Origin of the sequence: Lactobacillus paragasseri, from assembly GCF_003584685.1 — a bacterium.
Classification (GTDB): domain Bacteria; phylum Bacillota; class Bacilli; order Lactobacillales; family Lactobacillaceae; genus Lactobacillus; species Lactobacillus paragasseri.
Map to the genome: position 1 here is coordinate 1,489,929 of NZ_AP018549.1, position 16,849 is coordinate 1,506,777.

At 35.7% G+C, this 16,849-nt stretch carries 17 protein-coding genes and 1 tRNA gene; 9 read left to right on the top strand and 9 right to left on the bottom strand.

Going from position 1 to position 16,849, the window contains the following annotated elements; genetic code table 11:
- Positions 1 to 2 precede the first annotated feature (2 nt).
- Positions 3 to 356 (bottom strand): YlbF family regulator, encoded by a 354-nt coding sequence (locus LpgJCM5343_RS07280; protein ID WP_003646880.1) that lies wholly within the window; start codon positions 354 to 356, stop codon positions 3 to 5.
- 25 nt (positions 357 to 381) lie between these two features.
- A complete protein-coding gene (locus LpgJCM5343_RS07285; RefSeq protein ID WP_049150293.1) occupies positions 382 to 2,439 on the bottom strand; it encodes a PBP1A family penicillin-binding protein in 2,058 nt (685 codons plus the stop codon).
- Positions 2,440 to 2,545: 106 nt separating this feature from the next.
- On the opposite strand from LpgJCM5343_RS07285, the gene LpgJCM5343_RS07290 reads away from it, so the two are divergent.
- Complete coding sequence (locus tag LpgJCM5343_RS07290) at positions 2,546 to 3,394, top strand: RluA family pseudouridine synthase (RefSeq protein ID WP_049150292.1); 849 nt, start codon at positions 2,546 to 2,548, stop codon at positions 3,392 to 3,394.
- A 35-nt stretch (positions 3,395 to 3,429) separates the two neighbouring features.
- Here LpgJCM5343_RS07290 and LpgJCM5343_RS07295 read toward each other — a convergent pair.
- A tRNA-Leu gene (locus LpgJCM5343_RS07295) sits at positions 3,430 to 3,513 on the bottom strand.
- Positions 3,514 to 3,658: 145 nt separating this feature from the next.
- Between LpgJCM5343_RS07295 and LpgJCM5343_RS07300 the strand changes: the two genes are divergently transcribed.
- Positions 3,659 to 4,978, top strand: a complete 1,320-nt coding sequence (locus LpgJCM5343_RS07300; RefSeq protein WP_049150290.1) for a Y-family DNA polymerase — start codon at positions 3,659 to 3,661, stop codon at positions 4,976 to 4,978.
- A complete protein-coding gene (locus tag LpgJCM5343_RS07305; protein WP_039155883.1) occupies positions 4,971 to 5,354 on the top strand; it encodes a hypothetical protein in 384 nt (127 codons plus the stop codon). The genes LpgJCM5343_RS07300 and LpgJCM5343_RS07305 overlap by 8 nt, the downstream gene beginning before the upstream one ends.
- A gap of 25 nt (positions 5,355 to 5,379) precedes the next feature.
- Here LpgJCM5343_RS07305 and LpgJCM5343_RS07310 read toward each other — a convergent pair whose 3' ends face one another.
- The 6 genes from LpgJCM5343_RS07310 to LpgJCM5343_RS07330 all read right to left on the bottom strand — a co-directional run bounded on the left by LpgJCM5343_RS07310 (position 5,380) and on the right by LpgJCM5343_RS07330 (position 10,091).
- On the bottom strand, positions 5,380 to 5,904 hold the full coding sequence (locus LpgJCM5343_RS07310; RefSeq protein ID WP_049150288.1) for an NUDIX domain-containing protein: 525 nt from the start codon (positions 5,902 to 5,904) through the stop codon (positions 5,380 to 5,382).
- 16 nt (positions 5,905 to 5,920) lie between these two features.
- Positions 5,921 to 6,067, bottom strand: coding sequence for a hypothetical protein (locus tag LpgJCM5343_RS09500; protein WP_167435365.1), 147 nt, complete (start codon positions 6,065 to 6,067; stop codon positions 5,921 to 5,923).
- Between the two features lie 25 nt (positions 6,068 to 6,092).
- Complete coding sequence (locus LpgJCM5343_RS07315) at positions 6,093 to 7,133, bottom strand: serine hydrolase domain-containing protein (RefSeq protein ID WP_049150287.1); 1,041 nt, start codon at positions 7,131 to 7,133, stop codon at positions 6,093 to 6,095.
- A 181-nt stretch (positions 7,134 to 7,314) separates the two neighbouring features.
- Entirely contained in the window at positions 7,315 to 8,664 is a 1,350-nt protein-coding gene (gene rlmD, locus LpgJCM5343_RS07320) for a 23S rRNA (uracil(1939)-C(5))-methyltransferase RlmD (protein ID WP_049150285.1), read from the bottom strand.
- A 46-nt stretch (positions 8,665 to 8,710) separates the two neighbouring features.
- Positions 8,711 to 9,394, bottom strand: a complete 684-nt coding sequence (locus LpgJCM5343_RS07325) for a lantibiotic immunity ABC transporter MutE/EpiE family permease subunit (protein ID WP_049150283.1) — start codon at positions 9,392 to 9,394, stop codon at positions 8,711 to 8,713.
- Complete coding sequence (locus tag LpgJCM5343_RS07330; protein ID WP_049150281.1) at positions 9,387 to 10,091, bottom strand: ABC transporter ATP-binding protein; 705 nt, start codon at positions 10,089 to 10,091, stop codon at positions 9,387 to 9,389. Before LpgJCM5343_RS07330 ends, LpgJCM5343_RS07325 begins: the two co-directional genes overlap by 8 nt.
- 363 nt (positions 10,092 to 10,454) lie before the next feature.
- On the opposite strand from LpgJCM5343_RS07330, the gene nhaC reads away from it, so the two are divergent.
- The 6 genes from nhaC to LpgJCM5343_RS07360 all read left to right on the top strand — a co-directional run bounded on the left by nhaC (position 10,455) and on the right by LpgJCM5343_RS07360 (position 16,723).
- Positions 10,455 to 11,831, top strand: a complete 1,377-nt coding sequence (gene nhaC, locus LpgJCM5343_RS07335) for a Na+/H+ antiporter NhaC (RefSeq protein ID WP_049150279.1) — start codon at positions 10,455 to 10,457, stop codon at positions 11,829 to 11,831.
- A gap of 125 nt (positions 11,832 to 11,956) precedes the next feature.
- Entirely contained in the window at positions 11,957 to 12,802 is an 846-nt protein-coding gene (locus LpgJCM5343_RS07340) for an SAM hydrolase/SAM-dependent halogenase family protein (protein ID WP_049150277.1), read from the top strand.
- 21 nt (positions 12,803 to 12,823) lie between these two features.
- Positions 12,824 to 13,381 carry an ECF-type riboflavin transporter substrate-binding protein gene (locus tag LpgJCM5343_RS07345; RefSeq protein ID WP_003648303.1) on the top strand — a complete coding sequence of 186 codons (558 nt, stop codon included), beginning with the start codon at positions 12,824 to 12,826 and terminating at the stop codon, positions 13,379 to 13,381.
- A gap of 21 nt (positions 13,382 to 13,402) precedes the next feature.
- The gene (locus LpgJCM5343_RS07350) at positions 13,403 to 15,124 is read left to right on the top strand and encodes an ABC transporter ATP-binding protein (protein ID WP_039155854.1); all 1,722 of its coding nucleotides are present in this window, start codon (positions 13,403 to 13,405) and stop codon (positions 15,122 to 15,124) included.
- Positions 15,117 to 15,947 (top strand): energy-coupling factor transporter transmembrane component T family protein, encoded by an 831-nt coding sequence (locus LpgJCM5343_RS07355; RefSeq protein ID WP_049150274.1) that lies wholly within the window; start codon positions 15,117 to 15,119, stop codon positions 15,945 to 15,947. The genes LpgJCM5343_RS07350 and LpgJCM5343_RS07355 overlap by 8 nt, the downstream gene beginning before the upstream one ends.
- Positions 15,948 to 16,009: 62 nt before the next feature.
- Positions 16,010 to 16,723 carry a Bax inhibitor-1/YccA family protein gene (locus LpgJCM5343_RS07360; protein WP_035429542.1) on the top strand — a complete coding sequence of 238 codons (714 nt, stop codon included), beginning with the start codon at positions 16,010 to 16,012 and terminating at the stop codon, positions 16,721 to 16,723.
- Positions 16,724 to 16,849 lie beyond the last annotated feature (126 nt).

Here is a 16,849-nt window from a genome sequence, read left to right on the forward strand (position 1 = left end):
AACTATTTTGCCTTTAAATCATCGTATAAATCACCAATTGGCTTAGTCATAGCTTGTTGAACATCATTAATCATTTGGAAGAGAGCTTGTTCCTTAGTAATCATGTCCTTTAATTCGTCGTTATTACGAACTTCTTCATTAATCTTTTGGTATTCTTTCTTAACATCGTCAGAAAGTGGTTGACCTGAATTTTGAGCAGCCAAGATTTGTTGTTGAAGCTTATCCATTCTTTGGTATAAGTCTAAACTTTCTGGCTTGTTCTTCAAATTTTCAAGAGATTTCTTTAAATCCTTAAATTGTTCAGTTTCTTGTAAGTCCTTTGCCATTTGGTTGGCATTATCATAAATATTAACCATTTTTATAATTAAATCTCCTTTATTTTTACTGACCTAAAAGTCCTTTAAGATTATTATACCATTCGTTAAACTTAGACCCAGTATCATTGATTCCTTTTTGTACTTGTTTTCCAATATTACCAAGCCAGTCCGAATTTGCACCTGTATCTTGAGAAATTTGTTGAGCGCTCTTTTCTTTAAATTGCGTTTGCGAAGTATATGGAAGCAGGCGTTCTAATTCAGACTTATAAAGGTGCGTAATTCCTGTTTCAGAAATTCCCTCCATATAATGATTTTGATCCGTCTTATCAAAACCAACCCAAGTTGACAAAACAACATCTGGAGTATAACCAACAATCCATTGATCCTTAGTACCAAAACCATAACTATCTGGCACTTCTGTAGATCCAGTTTTACCAGCTACTCTAAAGTTTGCTGGCTGTGCTGATCTACCAGTACCAGAAGTGAAAACACCTAAGAGCATAGAGGTCATCTCTTTAGCTGTATTAGTAGAAATAATTCGATGACTGCCAGGATTTTTATTTTGAACAATTACATTTCCGCTAGCATCAGTAATTTTAGTAATGCAGTAAGACTGATTTGGTAAGTTTCCTTCATTAGCAAAAGCACTGTAAGCTCTCGCCATCTGCATTGGAGAAACTCCTGTCGACAAACCACCTAAAGCTAAGGCCAAGTTTTGGTCGCTCTTATTAACATGAATGCCGAAGTTTTCAACAGATTGAACACCCTTGCTGACACCAATTTTGTCTAATAGCCAAACAGCTGGAACATTTTTACTTTGTGCTAAAGCCTCATACATTGGGATCTTATTTGAGTATTGATTATCAACGTTCTTTGGCTCATAACCATTTTTGCCAAATTTTTGTAATTTATTAGAAAGCTCCGAATCGTAGTGATAGCCACTTTGAAGAGCTGGTGAATAAACAGCCAGTGGCTTCATCGTTGAACCAGGCTGACGCTTCATCTGCGTGGCACGATTATAGCCTCGAAAGACATGTTGACCTCTTCCGCCAACTATTGCCCGAACGGCTCCCGTCTTTGGATCCATCGCAACGCTTGCTCCCTGAACTTTAGTTCCATCGCTTGCATTTGATGGGAAATTCCAGCTTTCTTCAAAGCTATCTTGTAAAGCACTCTGATAACCTGTATCAAGAGTAGTGTAAATCTTTAAGCCCTTGTTCATTACATCTTCTTCTTTTAAGCCATAACGATCAATTGCTTCATCCACAACTGCGTCAAAGAAGTAAGGATAGCGATAACCATCTTCTTGAGAAAATGTATCTTCTAAAGTTAATGTCGTCTTTTTGGCATTATCAGCTTGAGTTTCTGAGATCTTCCCTGTATCAGCCATCAAGCCCAGAACCACATTGCGCCGTGAAATTGCATTATCCATATGGTCAATTGGATTATAATAGCTTGGACTTCTCAGCATCCCGGCAATGGTAGCTGCTTCACCTACAGTTACATCACTTGCATTTTTACCAAAATACCGCCTTGCAGCATCTTGAACTCCCCAAACACCATTACCAAAATAAGCGTTGTTTAAGTACATCGTTAGAATATCTTTTTTAGAGTAAACACGATTAATTTCAATTGCAAAAAAGAGCTCTTCTAACTTTCTAGAAAAAGTCTGCTTTTGTGTTAATAAAGCATTCTTAGCTAATTGCTGCGTTAGTGTTGAACCACCACCAACAATACCATGGTGAATTACACTACTTATGGCTGCTCTAGCCATTCCCTTAACACTGAAGCCAGGATTTTTATAAAAAGTTCGGTCTTCTGTCGCAATAACGGCATCCTGAATATAAGGTGAAATCTGACTTAATTCTACAAAAGAACCTTTTTGCGAATAAAGTGACCCCGCCTTTTGATTTTTATTGTCATAAATAGTAGTTGTAGTAGAAAGAGCTGCCTTCATGTTAGAGATGTTTGAAGTTTTTACCTTAACGGTATAATAAGTACAAACGAACAAACAACACGACAGCAATATTAAAATTAACCAACGCCAAATTTGAAAGCGGTGGTTGAAGTTTTTAATCGCTAAATGTACGCGATGCCAAAACTCATGATTTTGGGAATGCATAAAATTAAAACTCCCTTTTCGTCAATAAACCTAATATGACGATTTTAGCATATCTTTATTTGAAAAATAGTATTTTAAAAGTTAAAAATTAGATAAGGTGGAAAAGATGACCTCATACCATTATTTTCTTACATATCCTGCAAATTTAGGACCAATAAGCGTTGACGAATTAATGCGCAAATTATTAATTCCAAGAAAATGGCGTCATTTTTTACGTACTGAAAATCAGATTTTAATTAATGGACATTACTTACCACTTAATTTCTTAGTAAAAGCTGGTGACAAGATTGATATTTATCTAGATCATGTCGAAAGTGAACAACAAACTTATACCGCTAGTGGAAGTTTACCTGAAGTTGTATATGAAGATTCAGATATTCTAATAATTGATAAACCCGCTGGGCAAAAAACACACCCGAATTTAAATGAAAAAGACACTGCATTAAATGATTGTGCTACTTATCTAGGCTACAGTCCCTTTATTGTTCACCGCCTTGATATGCTTACAAATGGCTTATTATTAGTGGCTAAAAATCCTGCTGTTGTTCCCATCTTAAACCGGCAATTAACTAATAAAACCTTGCACCGAGAATACTTAGCATGGGTTTCTAAATCAAATCAGTTAAAACAAAGTGGAACAATTTCTTTGCCCATTGGACATGATCCTAATGATCAAAGAAAAAGAATGGTACGACCCGATGGTCAAAAGGCTATTACTCATTATGAAATAGTTAAAGAATGTGAAAATAAGGCACTGGTAAAACTTACTCTAGAAACGGGACGCACACACCAAATTAGAGTTCATTTAGCAGCACTTAACGCCCCTATTATTGGTGATCCTCTGTACAATCCTAATTATCAAAAAGGAGAGGGTTTACAACTAACTGCTTATCAACTTACTTTTATGAGGCCTTTTAAGTTTGAAAGTAAAACTGTTAAATTGAAACAAAAATAAAAGAGATACGCAAAATGCATATCTCTTTTTTCATGTGCCTCAAACAGGAGTCGAACCTGCACTCACTTACGTGAACAGCGACCTGAACGCTGCGCGTCTGCCAATTCCGCCATTGAGGCAACCTCTAGAACATATCTATCATACCAAAAAGTTGGCAAAATTGAAAAGTCAAATAATTTAAAAATAATCTAAGTTGCATTTGCGAACTATTGTTCGTATAATATTAATCAACAAGAACAAGTGTTCAGCTGGAAGGTAATTATTATGTATGACTATCGCTACGAACCGCATCGCTTAATTTTTATGATTGACAATAAAAGTTTTTTTGCCTCTTGTGAGGCGCTTCGTTTAGGTCTTAATCCGATGGAAGCTTGTTTAGCCGTTGTATCTAGGCAGCCAGACAGTTGCTGGGGATCTGGCTTAATTATGGCGGCTTCTCCTTTAGCTAAGAAAAAATATGGTTTGCATAATGTCATGCGTGTTCGCCAGTTGCCACCTAAATGGAAAGCTCCCGATTTAAAGCTAGTTGAACCACATATGAATCTTTATATTAAGCGCAGTATCCAAGTCCTAGATATTTTTAGAAAATATGCAGCTAACGAAGATATCCACATGTATTCTATCGATGAAGGGATAATCGACATGACTGATTCCTGGAGGCTCTTTGGTAATGATCCCTATTATGTTGCCCGTAGAATTCAAAAAGATATCCATGATACTTTAGGCCTTTACACTACTTGCGGGATCGGTGAAAATCCTCTTTTGGCCAAACTAGCAATGGATAATTCTGCTAAACACAAGAAATCAATGCTTGCTTTTTGGCATTATCTTGATGTTCCCGATACTATCTGGAAAATAGAAAAATTAGAAGACGTTTGGGGAATTAATACTCGCACTGCTAATCGTTTAAGAAAAATCGGAATTAACAATATGTATGACTTAGCTCACTCCAAACCCTATCTTCTAAAAAAAGAATTTGGGATTATTGGCGAGCAGTTATTGGCAGAAAGTTGGGGCGTCGATCGTAGTATTATCAGACAAAAATACCACCCCAAAAGTAAAAGCTATGGTAACTCTCAAACTTTAACGCGGGATTATTTCAATCAACGTGAAATAGAACTGGTTATTAGAGAAATTGGTGAACAAGTTGCCGCTCGTATCCGCGCCCATAATTTACGAGCTGGCAAAGTTAGTCTATATATTGGCTTTTCTTTATTTCAATTGGCGGAAACTACTAAGCGCGGTGGTTTTGGCGTTCAACGTAAAATTACCCCAACTAATGTAAACCATGACTTAGTAAAAGAACTGATCGCCCTATTTCGTGAAAACTGGCATAGAGAAAGTGTTCGAACCATTAGTGTTAGCTATACTGACTTATCACCTGATGGTACTCAACAATTAAATATGCTTGAAGACTTTGATCTGCAAATTAAAAGATATAAATTAGACCACATTGTTGACCAAATACGAAAAGAACATGGTTTTACTTCGCTAGTCAAAGCTTCTAGCCTCCTTAAAGGCGCAACTGCTATTGAACGCAGTAATTTAGTTGGCGGTCATAATGGTGGTAACGCCTATGAATAATGCAAATTTTGATAAAGAGATCCAAAATTTCTTCAAAAACTATCACGACCGCGGGATGCAAAAATGGGGTGGTTTTTTCTTAAGCGATCATACTGTTCAAATAAATAAAGATAATCAGAAAGCTAATACTACTTATAAAAAAGAAACAGAAATGGACTTGCAAGAAATAAGTAGAACATTATTGAAAGCTTTTAGCAACCATTATAAAATTCGACTGCAACTTAAAAATCGTAACTATAATAACGAATTTAGAAAAGATATTACTGGTTTTGTTAATGGTTATCATAATAGTCAGATAATTATTTCAGGTTACGCAGTTGAAATTGAGGATATCAATCATGTTGACATATTAAGACCAAATAAAAATGGAATATGAGCTTAACAGCGTTCATATCCCATTTTTATTTATAATTGCTTATTAGTTTTTCCGCTTGTTTGAGAATTGGTAATTCTCGATTAGTAATTAATTGTCCTAATTTGGCATTAGTTTGCTTTTCATACGCATCAACTGCTTCATCATAAGTTAGTTTTAGAGTTGATAAATGAAAATCTTCAATTTCTGCTTGTGTTAAGTGCTTTTTACCAAAAGAATTTATTTTACATAGAAAATAATTATTAATGTTGTGCCGATGAATTAAGTTATAGTAGTCACTTACCACGCCGATTTTACAAAGAATGTCAACATTTGCGCCCAGTTCTTCTTTTAGTTCTCTTTTAAGCGCTGTAGTTAGATCTTCACCTGCTTCAACTCCGCCACCAGATGTTTCAATAAAAGTACCTTTACCGAAATCATCGTCTCTTTGTACTTTTACAAAATAAAAATTCTGTTCATCATCAACCACAATTGCACGAACTATTTGCCGATCATGATCGATATAGGTTTTCGGCCATTGCGTGTCTTGCAATTCGAAATTTAGTTCTGGCATTCTTTCTCCTAATAGTTTATTTTTCAATTTTAATCTTAATTGGCCAAGACAATTTAAAATTCTTGATACTCTTTTTCAAAATTGCCATCACTTCTGAAAAATTATAAATAGTTGCAGAAGCTTTAAAATTCTTATTTTTATTTTGATATTCAAACTTTTTCATACTTTTTCCTTTTCAAACTTCATTTCTACAATCCAAATCCTTCACCCATATAATGATGAAGCAGATAATCAGAAGCCTTCTTCAATGTTAAGTAATTAATATTATTAGAAAACAACATAATCATTTCCTTAGTTTTGTAGTTAGCTACAAAGCAAGAATTATAACCAGGGATACTACCTTCTGCACGAATAACATCCCCTTTAAAGTAAACTCCACCATAGTAAGCTACTGCCTGACGTCTAGCTTGCTGAGCATACTCGTTAATCATCTTAGGATCTTTCAACACTTTGTTATACACAAACTTCCAATAATCATTAGGTGATATAAACAAGTTTCCAGCTCCAAAATCAGATGATGTAGTCACAACTACCTTATGCCAATCGACATTGCTGCTCATTGGTTGAGGAACCTCATTTTGCTTAACTTCAGAATAATCCTTAATTTGACGTAATTTTAACTGCTTAGCAAAATTTTTTTGAATATAGTCGTTATAGCTTATGCCACTTTCTTTACTAATAATCGCTGCTAACAATTCATAATCCACATCTTGATAATCCCAAGTGTGTAAATGATCATTCTGCATGTATTTGAGCATATAAGCAATCTGCTCTTCTTGATTTTTAAGCGGCTCAGACGGACGAGCATTATTAATCAATCCACTTGTATGATTCATTAGTTCATGAATTGTTATATCGCTGCTACCTGAAACTTGTGGATAATATTTAGATAAAGGCGTATTCCAATTTAGCTGACCTTTTTGTTGCAAATTATAAATCGCAGTTCCTGTCATAATCTTTTGAAGAGAAGCAGTTGGAAATAGCTGATTCGCATTCACTATGTCATTTTTGCTAGACGTTTCATTATTTTGAATGACAATTGGCTTGCCATCTTTTCCACTAACAAGCATCACTCCATTGATATGATTTGATTTCATATAATCTTTGAGCAGCTTTTGTGAATTTTTTAATCCAGGATCTATCCTGCTTCCCGAAGGCACAATAAATAAAAACACTGAAAACATACAGAGCGCCAAAAAGATATAGACAATAATTTTTTTATGATGCATAACTATTCCTTTCATTTACCGCGCAAAGTACAATGATGATATTTTTTGCAGAATTTCCTTTTATCACTTTTCTTTAATTGTATGCCTAATCTATCAGTCTACTCAAGCAACCAGCATAAATAAAAAAATGTACTAATCCGATCATTTATGGAAAAGTACACTTTCTACTAGTAAATTTTATTTATGATTTTTTCTCAAGCACCGTCACTGCTTCAACATGAGGAGTTTGGGGAAACATATCCACAGGATCAATCTCGTTAAAATCATAGCCTTGCTCACGGAATAATTGCAGATCTCTAACCATTGTAGCTGGGTTACATGAAATATAAACAATCTTCTTAGGATCAGTTTCAACAGCTGCATCAATAAATTCTGGCGTTAATCCCTTTCTTGGTGGATCAACGAAGATAACATCAGTCTTAAGCCCCTCTTTAGCCCAACGCGGCATTACTTCTTCTGCTTTACCAACAACATATTCAGCATTCATGATCCCATTTAATTTTGCATTTGCATTAGCATCATCAACAGCTGGCTTGATAACTTCCATCCCCTGCACTGCCTTAACATGCTTAGCAACTGACAAGCCAATTGTTCCAATTCCAGAATAAGCATCAATTACCACATCATCTGGTTTAAGATCAGCCTTTTGAATTGCCAAGTCATACAAGCGCGGAGTTTGCAATGAATTAATTTGGAAGAAACTTTGCGGTGAAATTTTAAAACTAACATCTCCAATTTTGTCGGTAATTTGAGGCTCGCCCCAGAGCAAATAGTCTTTTTTGCCCAAAATCACGTTAGTCTTCTTAGGATTATGGTTCAAAACTACGCTTGTAACGCCTTCAATTTCGCTAATTTCTTTAGTTACCTTCTTTAACTGTGGAAAATCCTTGTGTAAACAAACCAAAATTACCATGATTTCCCCAGTAGCCTTTGAACGACGAACATCAAGATAACGCACTTCACCCTTATTGTGGATTTCATCATAGGCTGGGACATGATTCTTTCTTAAAATATCATGAACTTTAATTAAAACTCGGTCAATCTCTGGATCAGTGGTAAAAAAGTTAGTTAACGGAACTAAATCATGCGAATGCTTTCTAAAGAAGCCAATATCAAGCTTGCCGTGAACCTTACGAACTGGTACTTGCGCTTTATTACGATAGCCAGTTTCTTCTGGACTAGGTAAAGTCTGACCAACCTTAATCTTATCTAAATCAGCCTTATGCAATAAGTTCACTACTTGATTGCGTTTAAAATCAAGCTGCTTGTCATACTTGATATGAGCAAGAGATGCTAGACCTGTTTGAACCCATTGACGAAGTTCAACGTTAATTCTATCTGGACTTTCTTTCTTGATTTTTTCAATTTTAGCAAAGGCAAAATTCTTCTTTACCTTTAAAATTTTAGCTGAAACAATTTCACCTGGAAGAGCATTATTTACAAAGACAGTCATACCGTCTAAGTGAGCAACCCCCATTGCTTCATAAGATAGGTCGGTAATTTCTAAGTCGACAATTTGATTTTTTTGCATAATTTCAATCCTTTTTAGATACTTGCTACTATTTTACTAAAAAATATTATTGCTTTTTAAAAGAATAGGCACTAAAGATACTTAAAATAAACCCTAAAATCAAGCTACAAATAATTAAGCTCCAAGTTCCGAAAGCAAAATCACCCTTAAGCCACATATTATTTAAAAGCATTCCCCAATCAAACGGCCACCACATACTAAAAGCTGTCCGACTTAAGAACATTGCCAAAATTGAACTTAAAAATCCAATTCCTAGGGCAAAATATAAGTTAGTAATGCGGCACAGCCATGAATAAAATGGAACTAGCCAAATAGAGGTGAGCAAAATTCCAACTATAGAGCCAGCTATTAATCTAATTTCTTCACTACTTGAAAAAATAAATCGTACACAAATTACCAAAACCAAGAAAACTGCACTCATTAAAATTGTTTGCAACATTCCGTGAATAATGCGACCAATTTCATAAGTAAAAAGATCTTGCGGCGAAGTTAAAATTTCTTTGAATTTTGTAGCTTGTTTTTGATAATACGTACTAATTCCGATTACGAGAGCAATTGACATATTTAACCAAAAATAACTCCATTGTCCCATCATTAATTGCACTGAATATTGATTATCCCAGAAGACAGCAGTCATCATCAAAATGGCAATTAATGGCAAAAGCCAAACTAGTGAGCGAACAACAGTATGCTTTGTTTTTAAAAACTCAACTTTTAAAATATTAGTCATGCTTTATGCCTGCCTTTTCTAGAGTTGAAATAAATAGGTCCTCTAAATCTGTCTTCTGGTCATAATCCTCTTCCAGCAACAGCTCACCATTACCCAAGATTGCAATGCGATCAGCTACTTTTTGAATTTCAGAAAGCATGTGACTAGCAATAATGATTGTTTTACCTTGCTTTTTTTCTAGCATTAAAAGTTCACGTAATTCATGAATTCCAAATGTATCAAGGCCATTTGTTGGTTCATCCAAAACTACTAAATCTGGGTTTCCCATAAAAGCGAGCGCAATACCAAGCCGTTGGCGCATCCCTGTTGAAAAGCCTTTAACCTTTTCCTGATTATGATCGCCAAAACCGAGCATGTTCAAGATTTGCTCTTGATCCTTATTTTCAACATGGTGCAGCTTTAATTTCAATTTGATATTATCTTCAACAGTTAAATTATCAAATAAGCCTGGTTCTTCGATTAATGAACCAATAGTTTTTAAATCTTCTCGCTTCCAGTTTTCACCCTTAAAATTAATATCGCCTTCAGTTGGCTTTTCAATTCCACTAATCATTTTCAAAAGAGTTGACTTACCAGCTCCATTTGGTCCCATAATGCAGTAAATTTTTCCTTCAGGAACATGAATATTGATTTGATTCAAAACATGTTTATTTTTGAAGTTTTTGCCTAATTCTTTGGTGGTTAAAATATCAGTCATCTTAATCCCTCAATTTATATTTATACTTTTTCTATACCTATCTATTTTACCGCTCAAAGTGCATAATTCGAAATTCTAATCATTTTTATTAATAAATTCATTGACATCTTTTTTTAAGCTTGTTATCATAATTGCAACAATTATCGTCACAGTAGTGCTTATGTTAAGCGTCAGAGAGCTGGTGGTAAAGTGCGAACCAGTCAGGCATAAGTTACGAATTACAGCGATCAATCTTTTATTCGGCCACAATCAGTGCCGTTATCACCTGATGAGAGTGCTGCAAACATGCAGTAGATAGGTGGTACCACGGTAATGCGTCCTGTTGATTAATTTCAACAGGGCTTTTTTTATGGAGGATTATTTATGAAAAAGAAAGTATCTTTTCTAGAAGCAATTATTATTTTACTTTTGCTTTTAATTATTCTAGGCATTTCAGTAATTAAATTTGGTTTAATGCCAGAAGTTCCAGTTTTATTCACCGTTTGCTTATTAGTCTTCTGGCTCAGACTACGTGGAAATGACTGGGCTTCTATTCAAGATGGAATCAAGGAAGGAATTGGCGTTGCTATTATTCCAATCTTTATTTTTATCCTAATTGGGGCCTTGATTGGCTTATGGATCAAGGGCAGTATCATCCCTTCAATTATGGTTCTTGGCTTTCACTTAATTAGCGGACAATTCTTCGTTCCTTCTGTCTTTATTGTTTGCTCAATCGTGGGGCTAGCGATCGGAAGCGGCTTTACTACAATTTCAACCGTTGGAATTGCCCTCTTCGGAATTGGTGCCAGCATGAATGCCAATCCTGCTCTTGTTGCTGGAGCAATCATTTCTGGAGCCGTATTTGGCGATAAAATGTCTCCTTTATCCGACTCTACCAACCTTTCTTCTGCTGTTGCAGAAAGTGAATTATTCGCCCATATTAAAAATATGATGTGGTCAACAATCCCTGCTTTTATCGTTTCTTTAATTCTTTTTTGGATTTTAGGAAATAGTGGCTCAATTGATGCTTCAAAGATTAATCATACTGTCGCAGTTTTACAGCATAACTTCATTATTACTTGGTGGGCAATCATTCCAATTATCTTAATGTTAATTTGTGCCTGGAGAAAAATCCCCGCTATTCCTACTTTATTTTTAAATATTGCTGTTACTGTCATTATGATTTTTATTCAAAATCCTCATCAATCTCTTACTGACTTAACTAACCTCATTATGAAAGGGTTCGTTGCCAAAACTAGCGACTCATCAGTGAACGCTTTGCTGACTCGGGGTGGTATTTCCAGCATGATGGATACGGTTGGCTTAATTATTGCTACCTTATCTCTTGGTGGTTTATTAATGAAATTTAACATTGTTCAAACTGCCATGGAGCCTCTAGTTGAACACCTTAAAAAGCCTGGTCGTTTAGTAATTACTACCATTCTTTCAGGTATCTGCATTAATTTATTTGTCGGTGAACAATACCTATCTGTTATCTTGCCAGGACGCGCCTTCAAGCAAGCATATGACAGAATTGGTCTTGCACCCCTTGCTCTCAGTCGTGTTCTTGAAGATGGAGGCAGTGTAATTAACTACCTAATTCCTTGGGGAGTAGCTGGTTCTTTTGCAGCTTCTACTCTTGGAGTTCCAGTTTTAGCCTTTATTCCATTCACATTCTTTAGCTTACTTTCTCCTGTCTTTTCAATTCTTTCTGGGGTCACCGGAATTGGTTTAAAATGGCAAAATAAGGCTGAAAAATAATTTATCGTTAATAAAATCCGTACTATATGCGCTTACATAGCAAAATAGTACGGATTTTTCATTGACGAAACTTTTAATACATTGTAAATTATTAGTAATTAAAAACATATTAAAGGAGGAATTTGATGGAAACAAATCATTTTCTAGTACTACAAACCGACTTCGGCTTAAAAGATGGTGCTGTTAGCGCCATGCACGGCGTAGCTCATTTGGTTGCTCCGCACGTTGTTGTTTCAGATTTAACTCATGAGATTCCGCCTTATGATATTTGGGCTGCATCTTACCGCCTCTATCAGACAATCAAGTATTGGCCAAAAGGCACAACTTTTGTTTCGGTAGTTGATCCAGGTGTTGGTTCAGATCGAAAGAGTATTGCAGTTAAAACCAAAAGCGGACATTTTATTATTACACCTGATAACGGCTCATTAACTCATGTTGCAACTTATATGGGACTTGAAGAAGTAAGAGAAATCGATGAACAAAAGAATCGTCTTCCTTATTCTTCAGAAAGTAACACCTTCCACGGCCGTGATATTTATGCTTACAATGGTGCCCTTCTAGCTGATGGTGAAAAATCCTTTGAAGATCTAGGAGAGCCATTAGATCCAGCTTCAGTTGTAAAATTACCACTTACTGAAGCTATATTAGAAAATAATCATCTAAAGGGATCAATTGATGTATTGGATATTCGCTTTGGTTCTTTATGGACGAATATTCCTTATGACTTAGTTAAAAAAGCTGATATCAAACGCGGCGACAAACTTACCGTCACAATTACTTATCAAGGTCAAACTTATTATCATGATACAATACCTTTTGTTACATCATTTGCTGATGTAGCAATCAAAGATCCTTTGATGTACATCAATTCATTAGTCAATGTAGGTATTGCGCTAAATCAAGCTTCATTTGCCGATACCTACAAAATTGGTACTGGAAATGATTGGAAAATTGATTTAACTAGAGAATAATTTATTTACGGGGGAAAAATTATGAACAAGCAAAAAGGTTTATCAGTAAAAAGCGTCGTTGCAATTGGTATCGGAGCAGCAATCTATGTTATTTTGGCACGTTTCACATCAATTCCAACTGGAATTCCAAACACTAATATTGAAATTGTCTACCCATTCTTAGCTTTACTTGCCACTATTTACGGACCTGTTGTCGGCTTTTCTGTTGGTTTCATCGGCCATGCACTAGGTGACTTCTTAATGTATGGTCAAACTTGGTGGAGCTGGGTTTTAGCTACAGCTGTTTTAGGTTTGATCATCGGTCTTTACGGTATGCGCCTTGACTTAGATAATGGTGTCTTCACTGTTAAGCAAATGGTTGGCTTCAACGTGGTCCAAATCATCGCTAACGTTATTTCCTGGTTAGTAATCGCACCAGTTGGCGATATCTTAATCTACAGCGAACCTCAAAACAAGGTCTTCTTACAAGGAGCCACTGCAACCATCACTAATTCACTTGCTATTCTTATTTTAGGAACCATCTTGCTTAAAGCTTACGCAGCAACTAAAGTTAAGAAAGGTAGTTTACGTAAAGACTAATCACGAAAGGTTACTCAATTAATGACAGAACCGATTATTGAATTTAAAGATTTTTCATTTAAATACAATAGCCAAGCTGAACCCACTCTTAAAAAGATTAATCTCAAAATTAATAAGGGTGAGAAAATTCTCTTGGCCGGACCTTCAGGCAGCGGCAAATCTACAATTGGTCGCTGCCTTAATGGTCTTATTCCAAATATTGATCAAGGCAACATCACAGGTAAATGCTTAGTAAACGGAAAAGATATTACTAAAACTAGTCTTTTTGACTTTTCATTTACTACTTCCACAATCTTACAAGATGCGGATAGCCAATTTATTGGTCTAACAGTTGGCGAAGATATTGCTTTTGCTCTTGAAAATGATTGCCAGCCTAAAGCCAAAATGCATCACACTGTAAACCAATGGGCGGAAGAACTCCAAATTAAAGAGCTTCTTAAACAATCGCCGCAAAGCCTTTCTGGCGGTCAAAAACAAATTGTTGCCCTAGCCGGCGTCTTGGTCGATGAATCACCAATTTTACTTTTCGACGAACCGCTTGCTAACCTTGATCCTGCTTCCGGACTCAAAACAATGGCTATTATCGATAAAATCCAAAAAGAACTTAATGCCACAGTTATTATTATTGAGCACCGTGTCGAAGAAGTTTTGAGTCAGCCAATTGATAGAATAGTTTTAGTTAATGATGGTCAAATTGTCGCCGATGAGCCTACTAATCAACTTCTTCATGAGAATAGTTTAGAAAAAATTGGCGTTCGTCAGCCGCTTTATTTAAAAGCGATGACAGCCGCAGGTATTAACTTAAGTTCAATTAAAAAGCTAGATAAAATTGCAGACTTACCTACTTCTGACTCAATTAGCCAAGAATTAGAAAATTGGGTTGATCAAGTTCCAGTTAAAGAAAGTACAGCTACTCATCAACCTTTATTAAAACTAGACCATGTCGGCCACCAATATAATAAAAATCAGCCTTATCCTTTAAAGGACGTTTCTGCTACCATCAATCAAGGCGATTTTATCTCAATTGTCGGTCAAAATGGTGCCGGTAAAACCACTTTATGTCGCATCATTTGTGGTTTTATTTCTAATGAAGGCAAAATTACACTTAAAGACCAAGATCTAGCTAATTTATCAATTAAAGAAAGAGCCGAAAAAATTGGCTATGTAATGCAAGATCCTAATCAAATGATCTCGCAAAAAATGATTTTTGATGAAATAGCTTTAGGATTACGTCTGCGTAACGTAGATGAAGAAACGATCAAACAAAAAGTAAATCAAACTTTAAAAATTTGCGGTCTTTATCCTTTCAGGCACTGGCCAATTTCTGCTCTTAGTTTTGGGCAGAAAAAACGTGTAACAATCGCTTCAATTTTAGTCTTAGAACCAGAAATCATTATTCTAGATGAGCCAACTGCTGGTCAAGATTGGAAGACATATACCGAAATTATGGGCTTTTTAAAACACTTGAACAAGCTAGGCAAGACCATCATTATCATCACGCACGATATGCACTTAATGCTCGAATATACTACACGCTCGCTTGCCTTCACTAAAGGAAAACTAATCGCTGATACAAGCCCGATTGAATTACTAACTAATCCTAAACTAATTAAAGAAGCGTCTTTAAAGAGAACGAGCTTATTTGAACTTGCGCAGCATTACGACTTGCCTGATCCAAATAAATTTGTGCAAGCCTACATTAATTCTGAACAAAAGAACTGGAAGGATGAAGATTATGAATGATAGTAAAATTTTAGGCTACCAGCCAGGGAATAGTTTTATCCATGCCTTGAATGCTACTACAAAGATGATCTTTTTAATTCTAGTTTCAGTTGCTTGCATGGTTACTTATGACACTCGCTTCTTAATTGCAATCTGTATCCTATCCTTGATCTTACTAAAAATAGCAGGTATTAGATGGAAACAGGTTTCTTTCATTGTTAAGTTCATTATTGTTTTTGCCATAATTAATATCTTGGCGGTTTTCATCTTTCAACCCACTTATGGCGAAAGCTTATACCATTCAAGAACAGTTTTAATCAATGCGGGATACTTTACCTTAACTGCTCAGGAATTATTTTATTTGCTTAACGTTAGTCTGAAGTATATCTGCTCTATTCCCCTAGTTCTGCTCTTTTTATTAACAACCAATCCTAGTCAATTTGCTGCTAGCTTAAATAAAATTGGTGTCAGCTACAAGGTTTCTTATGCTGTTTCTTTAGCCTTGCGCTATATCCCTAATATCCAGGAAAGTTACTGGTCAATTTCTGCTGCTCAACAAGCACGGGGAAATGAACTTTCTAAAAAAGCATCTCTTGGCAAGCGAATCCATGGAACATTAAACATTGTGACCCCGCTTATTTTTTCAAGTCTTGACCGTATTGATACGATCAGTACTGCCATGCAGCTTAGACGTTTCGGCTCAAAGAAAAAGCGGACTTGGTATGTAGCCGAAAAATTTAGCTTAGCTGACTATTTAGTTACTAGTCTAGCTTTCATTCTTGTTTTAGTTGTTATTTTGCTCTTTAAAGTCAATTCAGGACGCTTTTACAATCCATTTGTGTAAAAGTTTCTTTTACTGTTAAGATACGTTAAAATATATTAATAATAATGAAAGAGGGAGAGCTTATGAATAACTTTTCACAAGAACCAGAACGTCGTACAATCGTTGACGTAACTGGCTTAAATAGATTCTTAAGCAGAATGTACGGTATGATGACAATTGCCGTTTTAGTTTCTGCTTTAAGTGCTTACTTAACAATGACTGTCTTTAGAACTCAAGTAATGACTTTATTTGCTAGCAACCCAGCAATGACTTGGATTTTATTGCTAGTTCCACTTGCATTAACTTTTGGAATTAGCTTTAGAGCAACAAGAAATCCCGTAGCTAGCTTCGTCATGTTAATGATTATGGCAATTGTTTACGGAGTTGAATTCTCATTGATTGCTGGTGCCTATACTGGTCGCAGCATTGCTTCCGCATTCGTTGCTTCATCAACTGTTTTCATTACGATGGCAGTAATTGGTACAACTACTAAGAAGAACTTAAATAATCTCGGCTCTTATGCTTCTGCTGCCTTGATTGGTTTAATTGTTGCCATGCTTATCAACATGTTCTTAAGAAATCCAATGGTTTCTTACGTCTTTTCATTCATCGCAGTTATTATCTTCACTATCTTAACTGCTTGGGATGCACAAAGAATGAAGCAAATTTACGAAAACTACGGTGGTCAAGTTTCAGTTGATGGTTTGGCTGTTGCAGGTGCTTTAGCACTTTACCTAGATTTCGTTAACCTATTCTTACAATTCTTACAAATCTTTGGATTTAGCGACAGAAATTAATAATATTTATGAAAAATGCGAGGTGCTTTTGAAAGTTACCTCGCATTTTTGTTTTGTGTTCAAATTTACAAAAAATTTCAAAATTTTTTTGTCCCTCTTCCTCCCCATTCTCATGCAATTTTTCCC